The sequence below is a fragment of the Leeuwenhoekiella sp. A2 genome, from assembly GCF_047946655.1.
GTDB lineage: Bacteria > Bacteroidota > Bacteroidia > Flavobacteriales > Flavobacteriaceae > Leeuwenhoekiella.
Map to the genome: position 1 here is coordinate 3947163 of NZ_CP172311.1, position 18771 is coordinate 3965933.

Consider the following 18771-nt stretch of genomic DNA (forward strand, 5'->3'; position numbering starts at 1 on the left):
CGATTGCGAAATATTTTAAGATATATTCGATATTCTCTTAAAAAAATGTCAATCAAATAGAATAAAAGCCTTATTTATGATTAAACGTCAAAAATACATTTAATTTATACCGATTATTTGGCTAAAATCGTCGTTTTTGACTGCTAAAAGGAGGTTTTTTCCATTCACCTTAATTTCACTCATATTCTTTACATCACCCGGTATAAATAGTCCGCTTTTTGCAGGAGTTATTCCTGTGAAGTTTCCGGCGCCATCACCTTTTAAAAACAGACCTACTCCGGAATCGTTTCGAGGAGTTTCAACTTCAGACCAGAATAAGTTTCCGGCGATCACTGCATCGAGATTTCCATCCTTATCATAATCATCAATAAGTATTTGATTGATGCAGGAAACCTGAGCAGCTGCAGGCAATTCATGAGCAACAAATTTTCCGTCTCTGTTTTCCAGATAGATACTGGCAAATGACTTTACCTGATAATGCAGCGAATTTTCAAGTTCACTTTCAGAATAAACGTCTGCAAGGGTTGCGTTTGAGAAAGATTCATAATCTGGGAATTTGATCTTTATGGCCGGAATTTGCTGTGAGGAACAGCCTCTTCCCCGCACGGGAAACTTTTTGCCATCATTGTAGTAGCTTAATACGATGTCCTTTTTATTATTGCCGTCAAAATCATTGAAGTAAATATCAAAGGTTTCATCTTCATTTGCTTTATATTTATAATTGAGCCCCAGATTACCAACAATAAAATCCTCGTCGCCGTCATTATCAAAGTCCGCTCCCTTAATACTCCACCACCAGCCGGCTGTATCTGTGGTTAAACCCATATCTTCAGAAATATTTGTAAAGCCACTTTCTGTATTCTTAAACACTTTTATAGGCATCCACTCTCCTACTACAATTATATCATCTCTGCCATCTTTGTCAATATCTGTAATTTCTGCACTTGTTGCCATGCCAAGCTGCGAGAACTCAGGAGCCATATCTTCTGTAACATCTTTAAAACTTGCTTTGCTGTTTGTACCTACATTTTTTAGTAAATAAGTTTTTGCAGGTGAAGGATAATTGCCGGGAACTAATCTTCCCAGCACCAGAAGATCTTGTTTACCGTCTTTATCAAAATCAATATTATAAACACGCGATCCACTTGTGATCATTTTGGGCAAAGCATCCTGATCTTTGCTTAAATTGCCAGAACCGTCATTAATATATAGACGATCCTGCAACATTGGGTTTTCACCTTTAAACTCATTGCCCCCGCTAACGACATACAGATCATTGTCACCGTCGCTGTCTGCATCAAAAATAAGTGCACCTATATCTTCATATCTCTTATCTGTTTCAAAAACAGATTGATCACTTAATTTAAAGCCACTGCCGTTTTGAAAATATAAACCGCCGGCACTTTGCGAAGCTCCCCCCACAAAATAATCATCCTTCCCATCATTGTTAAGATCTCCTACAGCCATACTCGGGCCAAAAGTAGATGTGCGGTGAGGTAATAAAACCTCGTCGAGAAAATCGTCATACTCATTTTCCACATGTTTATATCGCGGAAAGTCTACCGTGTCTTTAATGGTTGTGAATAATGTATTTTCAGGTTTTTGAATCGCATCCGGTGTGGTTGCATCATTATAATTAACTGTTAGCATTTGGTTAGGCTGCACGTTCTCCATCATTTGTACCTTACCATCAGGCCACTGTATTTTTATGGCTTTAATACTTTTCGCCTGAGCGACACCAAAATGCAACTCTGGCGCTACCGAAGATTGAAAACCTCTGGTAAGTGTAAGCTCCTGCATCTGTTCTATACTATCTGTTGTTACGAAAGCTCGTACTCCTAAACCAAATTTATTTTTCTCCTGACCTTTAAATCGTAGCGTTATAAAATTATTTGAGGCAGAACTCGAATTCTCAAAAACCGAAGCATGATCATCTATATTATTGAAAACGATTTCCAGATCGCCGTCATTATCAAGATCTGCATAGACAACACCATTTGAAAAACCTTTATATTCTATGCCCCATTCTTCATTAGCCTGTTCAAAACTTAAACCGCCGTTATTTTTGTACATGAAGTTGTCTATCTTCTCAGAAGGTATGCTCAAGCTTTTTTGAAGCAAACTATCTTCCAGGTGATTACGATCTGTTTTTAAGTGATTAAAAAAGTCGTTGTTATTAATCTCACGGCGCGTACCGTTTGTGATATAAAGATCTTTGTGCCCGTCATTGTCAAAGTCTGCAAAAAGCGGTCCCCAACTCCAGTCTGTAGAAGCAGCTCCCGTAATTCGGCTTAAATCAGTAAAAAACGGGTTTTCATCCTCAAAAATCCCTGTATTGGTCTGTAAGCAGTTTTGCATATACTGATAATGAAAACCGGCATCTACTGTGCTCCAGAATAACTCAGGGTTCATACTCGCCATATTTGCCTTCTTGCGACGGTTCTTTTTGGCATCCATATCTACCTGAAAAATATCAAGATTACCATCATTGTTATAATCTGCAATATCTACTCCCATCCCATAAAAAGCTGTATGATTTGTAGCTTTTTTTACCACTTCTCTAAAGGTGCCATCACCGTTGTTCATGTATAAATAATCTGGCGAACTAAAATCATTTGAAATATAAAGATCTGGCCAGCTGTCATTATTAAGATCGCCCACGGTTGCAGAAAGGGAGAGGCCAAAGCTGCGCACGCCGGCTTCATTTGTTACATCTGTAAATTTATCGCCATCATTTCTGTAAAGATGATCTGTCTCGTCATCTTTTACATTTTTCATTTGATAACTGTAATAAAAGTTAGGCGCATTAAAACGAGTAGGTGGATAATTTGCTACATAAAGATCAAGATCTCCATCTTTGTCATAATCAAAAAAAGTACCCTGCACGCTATTACCCAGATCTGCAATACCGTATTCTTTAGCTTTATCTGTAAAAGTACCGTCGCCGTTATTTATAAAAAGCTGATTTGTTTTTGGAAAAAATTTACCACCCACAGAACAGTAAATATCAAGAAAACCATCTGCATTTACATCTGCCATCGTAACGCCCGTATACCAGCGCTCATCGCCTTCTACACCGGCAGTTTCAGTTACATCCTCAAATTGAAGATTACCTTTATTTATATATAATTTATTAGAAACCTGATTTCCTGTAAAATAAAGATCAAGTAGTCCGTCATTATTTATATCGCCCGTAGCAACACCGCCTCCCATATAGATATAAGAAAAGCTGAAATAATTAAGCGTATCATTTTCGGTTAGCTTATTGTTAAAATCTATACCAGATTTGTTATAAGCCAAGGCTTTAAAAATGCGTGTATCTTTAGTTTCTTTCTTGTCTTCAGAATTAGAATCTGTATTACAAGAAATTAAAAAAGATACTATAACGATTGCGCTTAACAGGCATTTAATATTCATGAGAATGCAATTTTACGAGAGTTTTCTTAGATGGGGAGAAAGTAATATTAATTTCAATTAAAGTCAAATCTGTTTTTGTCACTTATTGATACGAAATATTTCTACCTCTAAACGGCTAATTTCTTTATATTTATATATTAAAAACCTCCCGTGAAGTATATAAAATCGCTCAAAACACACCGAATTTTAGCCGCTCTCATTTTCACGACAGTAGGATTAATTTATCTTTATTTTGACTCTCCTCTTTTATCTGAAAATTTAACCCGAGATCCTCTAAAGTTCTTTGATGTAGATTACGTGATAAACCTTACTCCCATGATCGTTTACAGCATACTTCTTATAAGTGGTCTTGTACTTTTATTTAATTTCACCGGAAGCAATTTTTTCCTGGCATTTTTTGGCCATACGGTGCTTGAAGATATTCTGTTTAATATAATTAGACTTACTAATTCTACACTTTCTAAAAATGCTATGCTTGTTTTAGGTTTTCTTGCAGTTCTAGCTTTATTTGTGGCGTATTCAAATTACTTTAAGCTGAATAAACTATCTGTGGGTGATGCTATTTACAGCTTTATTTTAGGCACTTTAATAATATGCCTGCCTGTATTTAACTGAATATTTTAAGCCAATCTTAAGCCGAAAATAGACTTAATTTTCAATTTTAATTAAATATTTGCCCATGCGCATTTTAGTAGTTGAAGATGAACCGGGTATCGCAGGCTTTTTAAAACAAGGGCTTGAGGAAGAATCGTTTGCCGTAGATGTCGCAACCGATGGTAATCAGGGTTTAGAAAACGCACTTTCAGGCGATTATGACCTTCTTCTATTAGACTGGATGGTTCCCGGAAATAGCGGAATAGAGATTTGCCGTCGGGTAAAAAGCAAGTTTCCAGATACTCCTATTATTATGCTTACCGCGAAAGATACCGTAGATGAAACTGTGTTTGGTTTACAGTCAGGGGCTAATGATTATATCAAAAAACCCTTCCACTTTCAGGAATTACTCGAGCGGATAAAGGTGCAATTAAGACCGATTTCTGCCTCAAATAGCCGATTTTCACTGGGCCCAATTATACTCGATACCAGCACGCATCAGGTCACAAAAAATGGCACTGAAATAAAACTGACGCTTAAGGAGTTTGAACTTTTAAAATATCTGCTTCAGAATAAAGAACGCGTTTGTACAAGAACCAATATTATTGAGAACGTGTGGGACATTCATTTTGATTACAATACCAGTGTGATAGATGTTTATATCAACGCGCTGCGAAAAAAACTCGAACTTTCAGATACTGAAAATTACATACAAACCATACGCGGCATAGGTTATGTTGCTAAAGAATTATGACTTTGAATTTTAAAAACAGGATCGCCCTTTACTTTATGGTCGCTACGGCCATTCTGGTTGCTTTGGTATTTCTTACCGTTTTCTTTTCGGTGAAAGGTACCGTGTACAGCAATCTTGATAAAGATCTGACTTTTGAAGCGAAAAAGCATTCACGCGAAATTGGCATTAGAAACGACAGTATCTATTTTCTCAACAAAGCCGAATTAATTGAGCGCGAACATACACAGGTGCAGGTTTATCCTGTTTTTATCCAGATAATTGATCTCAACGGGCAGATCATGGACAAGTCTCCTAATTTAAAAGGAGAAGTTTTGGTTCCCAGCCATACAGAAGGTATCAACGATCATTTTAATACGCAACTTTCAGACCGCTTGATCAGGCAGATGCAACTTCCTATTACCATAAATGAAAAAAAAGAAGGTTACATTATTGCTGCGATGTCTTTAGAAGCTTCAAGACTGGTGATTACCAATCTACAAAACACGCTGCTTCTCTCCTATCCCATTGTATTGATCGTGTTATTTTTTGTTACAAGTTACCTGGCCGGTAGAAGTATTCTTCCTATTCAAACGATTATAAATACCACCAATAAGATCACAAAAAACAATCTGAAAGAACGGGTCGAACTTCCGGCAAATAAGGACGAACTTTTTCAGCTTTCTTCTGCTATTAATCATTTTTTGCAGCGTATAGAAAGTGCTATTCAGCGCGAGCGACAGTTTACCTCAGATGCTTCGCATGAGTTACGCAATCCGCTTTCTTCGCTCAGGGGAACGCTTGAAGTTTTGGTAAGAAAACCACGCACACAGGCCGAATACGAAGAAAAAGTAAACTATAGTTTAACCGAAATCGACAGAATGAGCGCAATTGTAGAACAGCTTTTGCTGCTCGCCCGCTTTGATTCTGACACGCATCTGGAAAACAAAAAAGACATTGCGCTTTCTCAGCTTATCGATAATATTCTTCTGCGCTACAAAACAGTTCTTCAGTCAAAAAATATAAGTGTGAATTTTGATACTTCCGCAGCAGCGGAAACTTTAGTTCCCCAATATCACGCAAACCTGATCCTCGATAATGTTTTAAACAACGCCATCAAATATTCTAAAGAAAACAGCACGATTTCCATCAAAATAGAACAGGATGGAGAAAGCATAAAATGCACCCTCAAAGACGAAGGTATTGGCATTAAAAAGGAAGATATTCTTACTGTTTTTAATCCTTTTTTTAGATCAAATGCGTTAGATCACAAAGGCATACAAGGCAGCGGACTAGGACTTTCGATCGCAAAAAAAGCCGCAGATGCTATTGATGCTACATTGAGCATAGACAGCGATCTGGGCAAAGGCACAAGTGTTACGCTTATATTTTAAGCCAATCTTAAGGTTACATTTCGCATAGAGAACGAATCAGGCAATAACTTTACTAGGTTAAAGTTTACGTATGATGAAAAAGAAATTTTTATTCGTTTTATTTTTTGCCTCTGTGTGCATAGCTAGTGCGCAGGAATGGCAAACTGATTTTACCACTGCAAAACAAATAGCCGCTAAACAAGATAAACCAATCATCCTTGTGTTTCAGGGATCAGACTGGTGTGCCCCTTGTATAAAGTTGGATAAAGAAGTATGGAGCACGCCCGAATTTAAAAGCTACGCGAAAGATCATTTTGTAATGCTACAGGCAGATTTTCCACGTAAAAAGGCGAATGCTTTAGCTCCGGAACAACAGGAAAAAAACAATCAATTAGCCGAAAAATACAACCAGAACGGCTACTTCCCGTTCGTTGTAATTCTAGATGAAAACGGAAAAGTTTTGGGCGAAACCGGTTACCAGAAAATGCAGCCCAACGAATACATCAAACTGCTTAATTCGTTTAAAAGCTAGTGAGCAAGGTTCTCACCATATTATTGGCTCTTTTTATCACGGCCACGGTTTACCCACAACAAACTGTTAAGCGCACGCTTAAATTGATGGGAAGTCGCTTTGATATTACCGTTGTAGATGATGATACCGCTAAGGCAAATGCGGATATTGATCTGGCTATAGCCGAAATTTCCCGCATTGAAAAGCTTATTTCTTCCTGGGATCCGAATTCACAAACTTCAGAAATCAATAGAAATTCCGGCATTAAACCGGTAAAAGTAGACCGCGAACTTTTTGATCTAATCAAAAGGGCGATGGCAATTTCAGAACTTACAGATGGTGCTTTTGACATCAGTTATGCCTCGATGGATAAGATCTGGAAGTTTGACGGCTCAATGACAGAAATGCCATCAGAAGAAACTATAAAGGCTTCGGTAGAAAAAGTAGGATACAGAAATATTATCCTTAACGAAGCAGAATCTACCGTGTTTCTGCCGGTTGAAGGCATGAAAATAGGCTTTGGCGCTATTGGTAAAGGCTATTCTGCAGACAAGGCAAAAGACCTGTTGATGAAAAGAGGTGTTGTTGCTGGGATAATAAATGCTTCGGGAGACATGAATACCTGGGGAACGCAACCCAATGGGAATCCATGGAAAGTCGCTGTTACTAATCCGCTGAATAAAAATAAGGCTTTCGCTTTGCTTCCTATAAAAGAAGGTGCGGTGGTGACTTCGGGAAATTATGAGAAATACGTCATTTTTAACGGCACACGCTACACACACATAATCGATCCCAGAACGGGTTATCCTTCTACGGGCATCATCAGCGCGACGGTTTTTGCCCCAAAGGCAGAACTTGCAGATGCGCTGGCTACTTCCATTTTTGTGATGGGTAAAGAAGTGGGCCTTAACCGCATCAATCAGTTGCCGAAAATAGAATGCATTCTCATAGACGAGGCTGGAAATATTTACACTTCAGATAACATAGAAATAGAAAAACCATGATAAAAAGATTTTTTTTAGCAGCGATTATTGCAGGTTTTGCTAGCTCCTGCCAGGTGGTAAAAGAGTATGAAAAAGTAGCGCTCAACGATCCTGATATGATCTTGAATTCAAAACCAGTTGACCGTTTTGAAACTAATTTTCAGGCATATCGTGAGGCCGCAGCGGGAGCAAACGGCGGCAAAACCGGTGGCGGCTGTGGCTGTAATTAAATTCCCTCCAGAGGGTTTAATTCCCTCAAGGCTTGGGTCGATTAGGAAAAAGTTTCTTATTTCTACATCATGGCATTCCCCAAGATTTTCGATTATGGTTGCCGAAAACAGCCGGGCTTTCACGACTCACTTTTTCCCCTGCGGGAGAAAAGAGTTCAAACAAACGCTCAATCCCTAACCCATTTCATTTAGCATTTGCATGATAAAAAAGACTTTCATTATAGCATTTTTGCTTTTAGCATTTATAAAAGTTACCGCTCAGGAACAAGCTCAAGATTCGACTTCAACATATAAAAAACGTGTTCTGGAAAGTACAGAAGTAGATTTACTAACCAGTTATTATAGTCAGGACGGCGATAATGCAGCGGTTAGCGGAGGTATTGGGACAGAAAAATTAACCGATTTCACCCCTACAATTGTAGTGGCAATTCCGCTAAATGATGATGATGTACTCACCATAGATGCTGGGGTTTCAGCTTATACTTCAGCTTCTTCAAGTAATATTGATCCTTTTGATGGGTACAGTGAGGCTGATGCTTTTCAGGCTTCTTCGGGAGCTTCTTCCAGCGATCTCTGGGCAAATGTTAATGGCACTTACAGTCACAGTTCTGATGACAGAAATACGATCTGGAGTGCTAAGGCTTCCATTTCTTCAGAATATGATTACTCTTCATTTGGTTTCGGCGGAAGCTATACCAGACTTTTTAATGAAAAAAACACAGAATTAAGCGTAAGCGCAAATGTATATCTGGATACCTGGAAGCTACTTTACCCTATTGAATTGCGCCCTTTTGTTGATGGTGGTAACGGAATAAACAACCCTTTATTTAGCCAATATAATATTACCGGAAATGCAAATTATGCTCCTTCTTTTACCGAAATTAATGGAAAGTCCAGAAATTCATATTCGGTAGGTTTTAATTTTTCACAGATCTTATCTAAAAGAATGCAAGGATCACTTGCTGTAGATCTTGTGCAGCAAGATGGTTTGCTTTCTACTCCCTTTCAGCGGATTTATTTTAGTGATGTAGCGGATTCTTTTATCGAAAGTTTTCAGCTTGCAGATGATATTGAGCGCATGCCGGACACTCGTTTTAAAGTAGCGCTGGGCGGTAGATTAAATTTTTATCTCAACGAGACTTTTGTAGTGCGCAGTTACTACCGCTATTATTTTGACGATTGGGGCATAAGTTCGCACACGGCAAGTCTTGAAATTCCTATAAAGATCACAGATAAGTTTACGGTTTATCCATCTTACCGCTATTACAGCCAGACAGCGGCAGATTATTTCGCGCCATATGAGCAGCATTTATCTACAGATGAATTCTATACTTCAGATTATGATTTGTCTGATTTTACGGCAAATCAGTACGGTTTTGGGGTCACTTACACCGATATTTTTACCAAATTCCACATCTTAAATTACGGTCTAAAAAGTATCGATCTCAAGTTTAATCATTACGAAAGAAACTCACCTTTTAACGCAAATATCATTGCCGGCGGATTCAAATTTATTATGGATTAATTCAATCAAAAGCTTTGATTTTCATAGTTTTTTATACTCGATTTGCCCCTTTTTAGCCGATTTTCAGGCAGATTAAGCCGGTTTTCTTAAGGCAATCCTTATCTGGTCTTTAGGTTGCAGGTCTATATTTGAATTGTATTAATTAAACGATTCAAATGTTATCACGCATCATTAATTTTAGCCTGCACAACAAGTTAATCGTTCTCCTTTTTACGGTTTTTATCATAGGTTTTGGGGTGTATTCTATTACACAGATTCCCATTGGTGCGGTTCCTGATATTACTAATAATCAGGTACAGGTAATTACAACTTCAGAAAATCTTTCTACAGAAGATATGGAGCAGTTTATTACGTATCCTGTAGAACTGGAAATGGCAAATCTCCCGGGAGTAAAAGAAATTCGATCGGTTTCAAAATTTGGTTTATCTGTTGTAACAATCGTTTTTGAAGAGAACCTGGGCACATATCTTCCGCGCCAGCTCATCGCAGAAAAGATTAAATCTGCATCAGAGAAAATTCCGCAAGGTTTTGGATCCCCACAGATGGGGCCCATTTCTACCGGTCTGGGCGAGATCTATCAATACACATTAGATACAAAACCCGGCTTTAAAGATAAATACAGCGCTACAGATCTGCGTACGATTCAGGACTGGATTGTGCGCAGACAGCTTTCAGGAATTCCTGGTGCGGTAGAGATCAACTCCTGGGGCGGTTATCTTAAACAATACGAAGTCGCAATTAATACGCGCCAACTAAACGCGATGAATATTACCGCGACAGATGTTTATAAAGCAATTGCAAATAACAACAGCGTAGCCGGTGGTGGTTACATAGAAAAAGTAAATCAGGCATATTTTATAAGAGGTCAGGGACTTGTCACCTCACTTGATGATATTAAGAACATCATTGTAAAAAACGAAGATGGTGTACCTGTTTACGTGAAAGATGTAGCCAAAGTAGGTTTTGGTCACGCTACCAGATATGGGGCGATAACAGCAAATGGCGAGGGCGAAAAAGTACTGGGTCAGGTAATGATGCTCAAAGATGCTAATTCTAACAAGGTAATAAAAGCTGTAAAAGAGCGGGTAAATGAGATTTCTAAAACACTGCCCGAAGGAGTTTATATCAATCCGTTCCTTGACCGTAGTCTGTTGATCGCAAAAACCACCTATACCATTGCAGAAAACCTGATTTTAGGTTTCCTTATTGTGATTTTTGTAGTGGTTTTACTGCTGGGAAATTTCAGATCGGGACTTGTGGTAGCGTCAGTGATACCGTTGTGTTTGCTTTTTGCACTTTCGCTCATGTACCTTTTTGGTGTTGATGCCAACCTGTTGAGTCTGGGAGCGATAGATTTTGGGATCATTATAGACGGCGCTGTGATTATAGTAGAATTTATTGCTTCCCGCCTGATCTTACAACACGACTCTCTGCAAAATTTAAGTAAGACTGAAACCCGCAAACTTAAAAACAAGATCACTTTTGAAGGGGCATCAACAATGATGAATTCGGCTGTTTTTGGGCAGCTTATTATACTCATCGTTTTTATTCCTATTCTTTCATTAAGCGGTGTAGAAGGCAAAATGTTTAGGCCAATGGCGCTGGTTTTCAGCTTTGCTTTAATAGGAGCGATGATTTTCTGTCTCACGTATGTTCCGGTTATCTCCAGTTTGGTTTTAAAATCCAGATCAGCTTCAAAACGTACTATTTCAGATAAGATTATGGCGCGATTAAACCGGGTATATGATCCTGTTATTCGCTGGGCGCTGAAAAGTAAAAAAATAGTTATTGGCGTGGCAGCTCTACTTTTAGGCATTACCGCTTACATTTTCACCATTATGGGCGGCGAATTTATTCCCACGCTTGATGAAGGTGATTTTGTAATTCAGCCAATATTAAAAACCGGTACTTCGTTGAGTAAAACCATCGAAACTACTACCAAAATCGAACAAATCCTGCTCGATAATTTCCCGGAAGTTGAGCAAGTTGTTACGCGCATAGGCGCTGCAGAAGTGCCTACAGATCCCATGTCTATGGAAGAATGTGATGTCATTATCACGTTAAAACCAAAAGATGAATGGGTTTCTGCAGATACAAAAGACGGTCTTGCCGAAAAATTTAATGAGGCGCTCGCCGTCATTCCAGGAATGGAAGTAGAATACACCCAGCCTATCGAGATGCGGTTTAATGAACTTATTACGGGCGTTCGGGCAGACATCGCAATTAAAGTATTTGGTGAAGATCTTGATATCCTGAATAAAAAAGGAAACGAGATCAAAGACCTTATACAAGATGTGTCGGGTGCTGCAGATATTTCGGTTGAAAAAATTGCCGGTTTACCACAAATGAATGTGAAGTATAAGCGGGAAAAAATCGCCCGTTATGGCCTAAATATCGCCGATTTAAATCAAATAATCGCGATGGGTTTTTCTGGTCAAACTGCAGGAAGTGTGTTTGAAGGTGAAAAACGTTTTGACCTCGTACTTCGTCTTGAGCAAACCAGCAGACAGGATATATCTAATCTGGAAAATCTGTATGTAGATACGCCCCACGCAGGGAAAATTCCGTTAAGTGAACTGGCTGATATTTCATATACAAAAGCTGCCGCGAAAATTTCCCGTGATGATACAAAAAGGCGCATCGTCGTAGGTGTGAATGTGCGTGACCGTGACCTTGAAAGCGTGGTTGAAGATATTAGGAAACTTGTAGAAGAAAACATTGATCTTCCGGTAGGATATACTGTAGAATATGGCGGACAATTCGAAAACCTGCAAAGCGCGACAGCAAGATTGAAAATAGCGGTTCCTATTTCTCTGGTATTAATTTTTGTCCTGCTTTATTTCGCTTTTAATTCTGTAAAAGAAGCTTTGATCATTTATTCTGCAATTCCGCTTGCAGCAGTGGGAGGCGTCTTGTTTTTATGGGTTAGAGGTTTGCCATTTAGTATTTCTGCCGGCGTTGGTTTTATCGCTTTATTTGGAATCGCGGTTTTAAACGGAATCGTATTGATCGAGCATTTTAAAGAACTGAAGAAAGAAGGAATAAAAAACATAAATGATATGATTACGGCGGGCGCAAAAGATCGGCTACGTGCAGTTTTATTAACCGCATCTGCGGCAGCTCTGGGATTTCTACCTATGGCAATCTCTACCAGCGCCGGAGCTGAAGTACAACGCCCGCTTGCTACGGTTGTTATTGGCGGACTTATAACTTCTACTCTGCTCACGCTTGTTGTTCTTCCTGTTCTGTACGCTTTACTGGAAGAAAAGGTTAAAAAAACTAAGAACGGTTCGTCAGGAAATAATATGGCAAAAGGCATCGCCGGTTTATTGCTGCTTTTAGGCTTGGGAGGCTTTAGCGCAAACGCACAGGACAGTCCACTTAATTTTGATCAAGTTCGTAATATGGCTCTTGAGAATAACGCAGGTTTACGTGCTTCTTCTTTAAATGCTTCGGAAGCGAATACTTTAATTAACAGCGCTTTTGATTTTGATAAAACCGAACTGTATTACAGTTATGATGAAAATAATCTTGCACCAAATGGTAAACCGCTGGAAGTTTTTGGTGTGCACCAAACCTTTGCATTTCCTACGGTTTACTTCGCTCAGAAAAAAGTAAATAAAGCCACGTATGCAATGGCCAGCAGTCGTTATGATATACAGAAAAGAACAATAGAACGGCAGGTAGCAAGCAGTTATTACAGTCTGCAATATCAACAGGAAAAGGAGAAAATCTACCAGTATTTAGACAGTCTTTATGAAAATTTCGCGTATGCGGCAAAAAGAAGGTTTGAACTGGGCGAAACCAATTATCTGGAAAAAATTACCGCCGAAGCGAAACAAAAACAGATTTACCTTCAGCATAAACAAGCACTTGAAGATATTAAAGCGGCTACCGAGCAACTGCAGAAAGTAACGCAATCAGACAGCGTTTTTCAGGTAAATAAAGGGCCTTTACAAAAACTGGAAGTTGAGGATTTTGGACTGCAAAACAATCCGTCTCTGGCGTATTACGCAAATCAGGAAAATCTATATCTGGCACAAAGCAAATTTGCCAAACAGCAGTTACTTCCTGATCTTATGCTTACTTATTTTCAGGGAAGTAATCCTACTTTAAATAAAAATTTGCAGGGTTATCAATTGGGTGTGCGTATTCCACTTCTTTTTGGCGGAAGCGTAGCAAAAATAAAAGCTGCAAAAATCGCTTCCCAAGCCGCTACTGCCGAAGCGCAGAACTATAAAATTCAGTTGAATGCTGAATATATTCAGTTAAAAACCGAACTGAACAAATATGAGGAAGTCGTTAATTACTATGAAAAAGAAGGCAGGCAACTTTCGTCAGAACTTTTAAAAACGGCCACGCTTAGTTATCAAAATGGTGAAATAGATTTTTTTCAATATATACAAAGTCTGGAGAACGCATATGAAATTGAACTCTCCTATCTCGAAAACCTCAACGCCTACAATCAGACTGTAATACGCATCAATTATTTAATTCTGTAAACGATCATGAGAACCTATACTTATACTTTTTTATTGCTATTTGCCCTTACATTTTTAAGTTGTGGGAATTCTTCTGAGAAAGATGAAACTACAACTGAACCTACAACATCACAGTCTTCTAAAAAAGGAGATATTACAGTTACTAAACCGCAATTTGACCAAAGTTATATGCAGCTGGGCAAAATGAGCGAACATACTTTTCCCGATATCGTGGAGGCAACAGGAATGATAGATGTACCGCCTCAAAACAGAGCTGTGATAAGTGCATTTTCCGGAGGCTATATTAAAAACACCCCTCTCTTGATAGGTGACAAAGTAAAAAAAGGACAACCGCTTGTCACACTTGAAAATCCTGATTTTATACAGATGCAGCAAGATTATCTGGAAAATAAAGAGCAACTGACCTACCTAAAATCTGAATATGACCGCCAGCAAACCATGCTTGATGAGAATATTACTTCGCAAAAGAAATTCTTAAGTTCAGAGAGTGATTATAAACGCGCGCTGGCAATGACTAATGGTCTGCGGAGAAAATTACAGTTATTAAATATTAATGTCAACCGGGTTGAAGCGGGCGATATTACCTCTGTTGTGACCGTTTTTTCACCTATTTCGGGGACTATTTCTGAGGTTATGGTGAGTACAGGAGCTTATGTTTCGCCGGCAGATGAGATTATGCAGATTATAGATACAGATCATATTCACTTAGAGTTAAGTGTCTTTGAAAAAGACATTATGCCAGTGAAAGAAGAGCAGCCTTTAGAATTTCAAATTCCGGAATCTTCACCGCAGTCTTATAAAGGCGAAGTACATCTGGTAGGAAAATCGATTAATGAAAAAACACGAACAATCAAGGTTCACGGTCACCCGGTAAAGGATGAATCTACACCTGAATTTTCGGTAGGTATGTTTGTAGAAGCGCAAATCATCACGGGGGAAGTTGAGCAAATGGCTCTTCCCAATGAAGCTGTTGTTTCAGTAGATGATACTTCGTATGTGTTAGTCCTGAATTCACAAGATGTAAACGGATATCACTTTGACCAGAAAGAAGTAAAAACAGGTGCCAGTTACAACGGTTTAACAGTTATTGAGAACTTCGCAGATTTTGATAAGGATTCTCAGTTTTTGATTAAAGGAGCTTTTACCTTAATTACTGAATAAAAGCTCAGGGAGATTATCTATAACTAAAAATAATTTGATTTTTTCTGTATTTCTCCATTTGAAGCTTTGGGCCACCTCCTGCATACGGGTTTAATTCCTTTAATCTTAAATATATCTCACTGCAATCATATTAACAATCCTCAATTTTTACGAAAATTTTTAATTATCAAGGAATTAACAGTTAATAATAATTTAAAACTGTGGCAAATATAGATGCACAAGAGTAATTTAACCGCATCAAGTAAATCCGGCTTTATTTCTCCTCTTTCAGTCTTGTACTGAGAACATAAAGTTGATTACAGTTAATTGCTAAAAAGAAGTGTTCTGAAATAATTGCCAAAAATGAAAAACGAAAAAATCCTAAGCTTAAATGATGGTAACATCTCCCAAATAGAAAAACAAATAAAGCGTAAAGGAGAACCTGTATCAATAAAAGAAGAACTTCCTGCAATACTTTTTATCACGTCATTTCCCCCCAGAGAATGTGGTATTGCCACATATTCTCAGGATTTAATTGGTGTTCTTGAAGAAAAATTTGGTGCTTCCTTTCAATTTTTGATTTGTCCGCTGGAAAATGACAGCGAACGTAATATTTACGATGATGAAAGAATTGAATATACCCTTAATACAGAACAAGACAATTCTTATATAAAAGCAGCCAATCGTATAAATTCTAATCCTTTAATAGAATTGGTTTTCGTTCAGCATGAATTCGGGTTTTTTCATGGAAAGGAACAACAGTTCCTGAATTTTTTGAGAAGTATTAAAAAACCTATTACTTTTTCATTTCATACTGTATTGCCCACGCCTTCACAAGAATTATATGTTCATGTGAAAGAAATTGCAGCAATAGCTCAGCGCATTATGGTGATGACGCATAACTCAGTTGAATTGCTTGATAAATACTATGAGATCTCGCCTGAAAAACTCGAGGTTGTTCCCCATGGGACACATTTAGTTAAATATGAGAACAGAGATGAGCTTAAGCTAAAATACGGTCTTGAAGGTAAAAAAGTGCTTTCCACATTTGGCCTGTTAGGCCCCGGCAAAAGTATTGAAACAACCCTCGATGCATTGCCCCAAATAGTTGAACGTAACAAAGATGTTATATTCTTAATTATAGGCAAAACACACCCCGGCCTTAAAATTAAAGAAGGTGAAACGTATCGTGAGTTTCTGGAGGAAAAAATTAAAACTCTGGGTATTGGTAAACATGTGCGTTTTCTAAATAGATTTATGCAACTAGATGAACTGCTAGAATATCTGCAACTTTCAGACATTTATTTATTTACTTCTAAAGACCCTAATCAGGCAGTAAGCGGTACCTTTTCATACGCTTTAAGCTGCGGGTGCCCAATAATCTCTACTCCTATTCCTCATGTACTGGAAGTTTTAAAAAATGATACCGGGATAGTGATCGATTTTGAAAATTCTTCTCAATTAAGCGATGCCGTTAACAAATTGCTAAGCGACAACCACCTGAGAGGAAACATGAGCCTCAATGCCATGCATCAATCGGCTTCAACTGCCTGGGAGAATGTAGCGATCTTGCATATGCGTGTTTTTGAAAAACTTATTCCTAACATGCCTAACCTCAGTTATGGCAAGCCCGATATAAATCTTAGTCATCTTAAAAAAATGACAACGGCGTTAGGAATAATTCAATTTTCAAAAATTAATCAGCCTGATATTGATTCAGGATATACACTCGATGATAATGCCAGAGCTTTAATTGCCGCTTGCAAACATTATGAATTGTCTCGAGATAAAAGTGTTCTACCCTATATTAAAATTTATTTGGATTTTGTTCATTTCTGCTATCAGGGCAAGGCCAACTTTTTAAATTATGTAAATGAGAAAAAGGAGTTTACAGATCAAAATAATGAAGTAAATCTCGAGGATAGTATAGGAAGAGCAATATGGGCACTGGGATATTTTATCTCAAAAAGTGAACTTTATCCAAAGGAGTTTATTGAATCTGTTCAACAATCTGAATCTATCATAAACCAGACACTCGATTATCTACCCGAAATTTATTCTACGCGCGCAATGGCATTTGCTATAAAAGGATTGTACTTCTATAATTTAAAAAATAATGAAGAGCGTGTAATTTCTTTAATCAGTGAATTTGCCAAGCGGATGCAGCAAATGTACAGGCATGAATCAAGAAAGGATTGGCAGTGGTATGAAAGTTATCTCACTTATGGTAATGCTGTACTGCCAGATGCAATGCTTTGTGCATATTTATCAACCTTAGATGAGGAGTTTAAACAGACTGCTCAAAGTACTTTTAAATTCTTATTGTCTAAAATTTATTGTGGTAACAGTATAAGTGTAATATCAAATAAAAATTGGTGTCAGCGGGATGAAGAAGTGAAAATAATTGCTCCCGGCGGCGAGCAACCCATTGACGTGGCTTATACTATTCTTGCCCTTCAGCGTTTTAATCAGGTTTTTCCTAATAAAGGTTTTGATCTAAAAATGGAAGAAGGCTTTAACTGGTTTGTAGGCGATAATCACCTTAACGAAATTATATATAATACCTGTACAGGTGGTTGTTATGATGGCTTAGAAGAAAAAAATATCAACTTAAATCAAGGGGCAGAATCTACCATTAGCTATTTATTATCAAGAATGGCGTTTGGCTATACAAAATCGATAGACAGATCAAATTCTCAGCTTATCAAGACAAAGAAGTTTGCCTAACTTTAGATTATGAAAATTGCCATTTTATCCCCAATTGCATGGAGAACACCTCCCACAGAGTATGGTCCCTGGGAGCAAATGGCATCAATTATTACAGAAGGACTGGTAGATTTAGGTCATGAGGTGACACTTTTTGCAACCGGGGATTCAATAACCTCAGCGCGATTAGATTCTGTTTGTCCTAAAGGGTATGCTGAAGATCCAAGCTTGGATGCTAAAGTCTGGGAAGCTTTACATATAAGCAACCTTATAGAAAAGGCAGATCAATTTGACGTGATACATAATCATTTTGATTTTCTTCCGCTTAGCTATTCGAGGCTGATTGAAACGCCTATGGTCACGACGATTCATGGTTTTTCATCTTCAAAAATTCTTCCGGTATATGAAAAGTACAATAATACCAATACCTATATTTCAATATCAGATGCAGACCGCAGCGAGCGATTGAAATATGAACGTACTATTTATCATGGTATAGATCCCGGGCAATTTACTTTTCGAAAAGAAAAAGAAGAATATCTGTTATATTTTGGGAGAATTCATCCTGATAAAGGTACGCACACTGCAATAGAAATTGCTAAAAAAGCCAATTTACCTCTCAAAATTGCCGGTTTAATTCAAGATGAAAATTATTATAAAAATGAAGTCTTTCCGCATATTGATAACGAGCGTATTACTTATTTAGGAAATGTAAATGCTACATCTCGCGACCCTCTTTTAGGCAAAGCAAAATGTTTACTACATCCTATTTATTTTGATGAACCTTTTGGCCTCAGCGTGGCCGAAGCAATGATGTGCGGCACACCGGTAATTGCATTTAACAGGGGAAGTATGCCAGAATTGATAGAAAATGGAAAAAATGGTTATCTGGTTAAAACTGCTGATGAAGCAACGCAGGCAATTTCAAATCTTCATAAAATAGATTCAGAAAACTGCAGACGCCGCGCTCTGAATCTATTTCACAAAGACAGAATGGTAGACTCCTATGTAGAAGTTTACCATAAAGTACTTACCCAAAGCAGTATTTCTGCTATTTGAT

The 18771-nt window shown here is 38.1% G+C and carries 12 protein-coding genes; 11 read left to right on the plus strand and 1 reads right to left on the minus strand.

All coding sequences use genetic code 11. The features are described 5' to 3' along the window. Positions 1 to 99: 99 nt before the first annotated feature. Positions 100 to 3417 (minus strand): VCBS repeat-containing protein, encoded by a 3318-nt coding sequence (locus ACH3PA_RS17385; protein WP_416442379.1) that lies wholly within the window; start codon positions 3415 to 3417, stop codon positions 100 to 102. 150 nt (positions 3418 to 3567) lie between these two features. Between ACH3PA_RS17385 and ACH3PA_RS17390 the strand changes: the two genes are divergently transcribed. The 11 genes from ACH3PA_RS17390 to ACH3PA_RS17440 all read left to right on the plus strand — a co-directional run bounded on the left by ACH3PA_RS17390 (position 3568) and on the right by ACH3PA_RS17440 (position 18770). Further along, entirely contained in the window at positions 3568 to 4032 is a 465-nt protein-coding gene (locus ACH3PA_RS17390; protein WP_416442381.1) for a hypothetical protein, read from the plus strand. Positions 4033 to 4096: 64 nt separating this feature from the next. After that, positions 4097 to 4765 carry a response regulator transcription factor gene (locus ACH3PA_RS17395; protein ID WP_416442384.1) on the plus strand — a complete coding sequence of 223 codons (669 nt, stop codon included), beginning with the start codon at positions 4097 to 4099 and terminating at the stop codon, positions 4763 to 4765. Further along, on the plus strand, positions 4762 to 6135 hold the full coding sequence (locus ACH3PA_RS17400; RefSeq protein ID WP_416442386.1) for a sensor histidine kinase: 1374 nt from the start codon (positions 4762 to 4764) through the stop codon (positions 6133 to 6135). Before ACH3PA_RS17395 ends, ACH3PA_RS17400 begins: the two co-directional genes overlap by 4 nt. Before the next feature lie 73 nt (positions 6136 to 6208). Next, a complete protein-coding gene (locus tag ACH3PA_RS17405) occupies positions 6209 to 6646 on the plus strand; it encodes a thioredoxin family protein (protein WP_416446720.1) in 438 nt (145 codons plus the stop codon). Continuing rightward, entirely contained in the window at positions 6646 to 7629 is a 984-nt protein-coding gene (locus ACH3PA_RS17410) for an FAD:protein FMN transferase (RefSeq protein WP_416442388.1), read from the plus strand. The genes ACH3PA_RS17405 and ACH3PA_RS17410 overlap by 1 nt, the downstream gene beginning before the upstream one ends. Beyond that, on the plus strand, positions 7626 to 7838 hold the full coding sequence (locus ACH3PA_RS17415; protein WP_416442390.1) for a DUF4266 domain-containing protein: 213 nt from the start codon (positions 7626 to 7628) through the stop codon (positions 7836 to 7838). Before ACH3PA_RS17410 ends, ACH3PA_RS17415 begins: the two co-directional genes overlap by 4 nt. Positions 7839 to 8037: 199 nt before the next feature. Beyond that, positions 8038 to 9363, plus strand: coding sequence for a DUF3570 domain-containing protein (locus ACH3PA_RS17420; RefSeq protein ID WP_416442392.1), 1326 nt, complete (start codon positions 8038 to 8040; stop codon positions 9361 to 9363). A gap of 155 nt (positions 9364 to 9518) precedes the next feature. Continuing rightward, positions 9519 to 13865, plus strand: coding sequence for a CusA/CzcA family heavy metal efflux RND transporter (locus tag ACH3PA_RS17425; RefSeq protein ID WP_416448296.1), 4347 nt, complete (start codon positions 9519 to 9521; stop codon positions 13863 to 13865). A 6-nt stretch (positions 13866 to 13871) separates the two neighbouring features. Further along, complete coding sequence (locus ACH3PA_RS17430) at positions 13872 to 15026, plus strand: efflux RND transporter periplasmic adaptor subunit (RefSeq protein ID WP_416442394.1); 1155 nt, start codon at positions 13872 to 13874, stop codon at positions 15024 to 15026. A 342-nt stretch (positions 15027 to 15368) separates the two neighbouring features. Beyond that, on the plus strand, positions 15369 to 17732 hold the full coding sequence (locus ACH3PA_RS17435; protein WP_416442396.1) for a glycosyltransferase: 2364 nt from the start codon (positions 15369 to 15371) through the stop codon (positions 17730 to 17732). Between the two features lie 9 nt (positions 17733 to 17741). After that, entirely contained in the window at positions 17742 to 18770 is a 1029-nt protein-coding gene (locus tag ACH3PA_RS17440) for a glycosyltransferase family 4 protein (RefSeq protein WP_416442398.1), read from the plus strand. Position 18771: the final 1 nt, after the last annotated feature.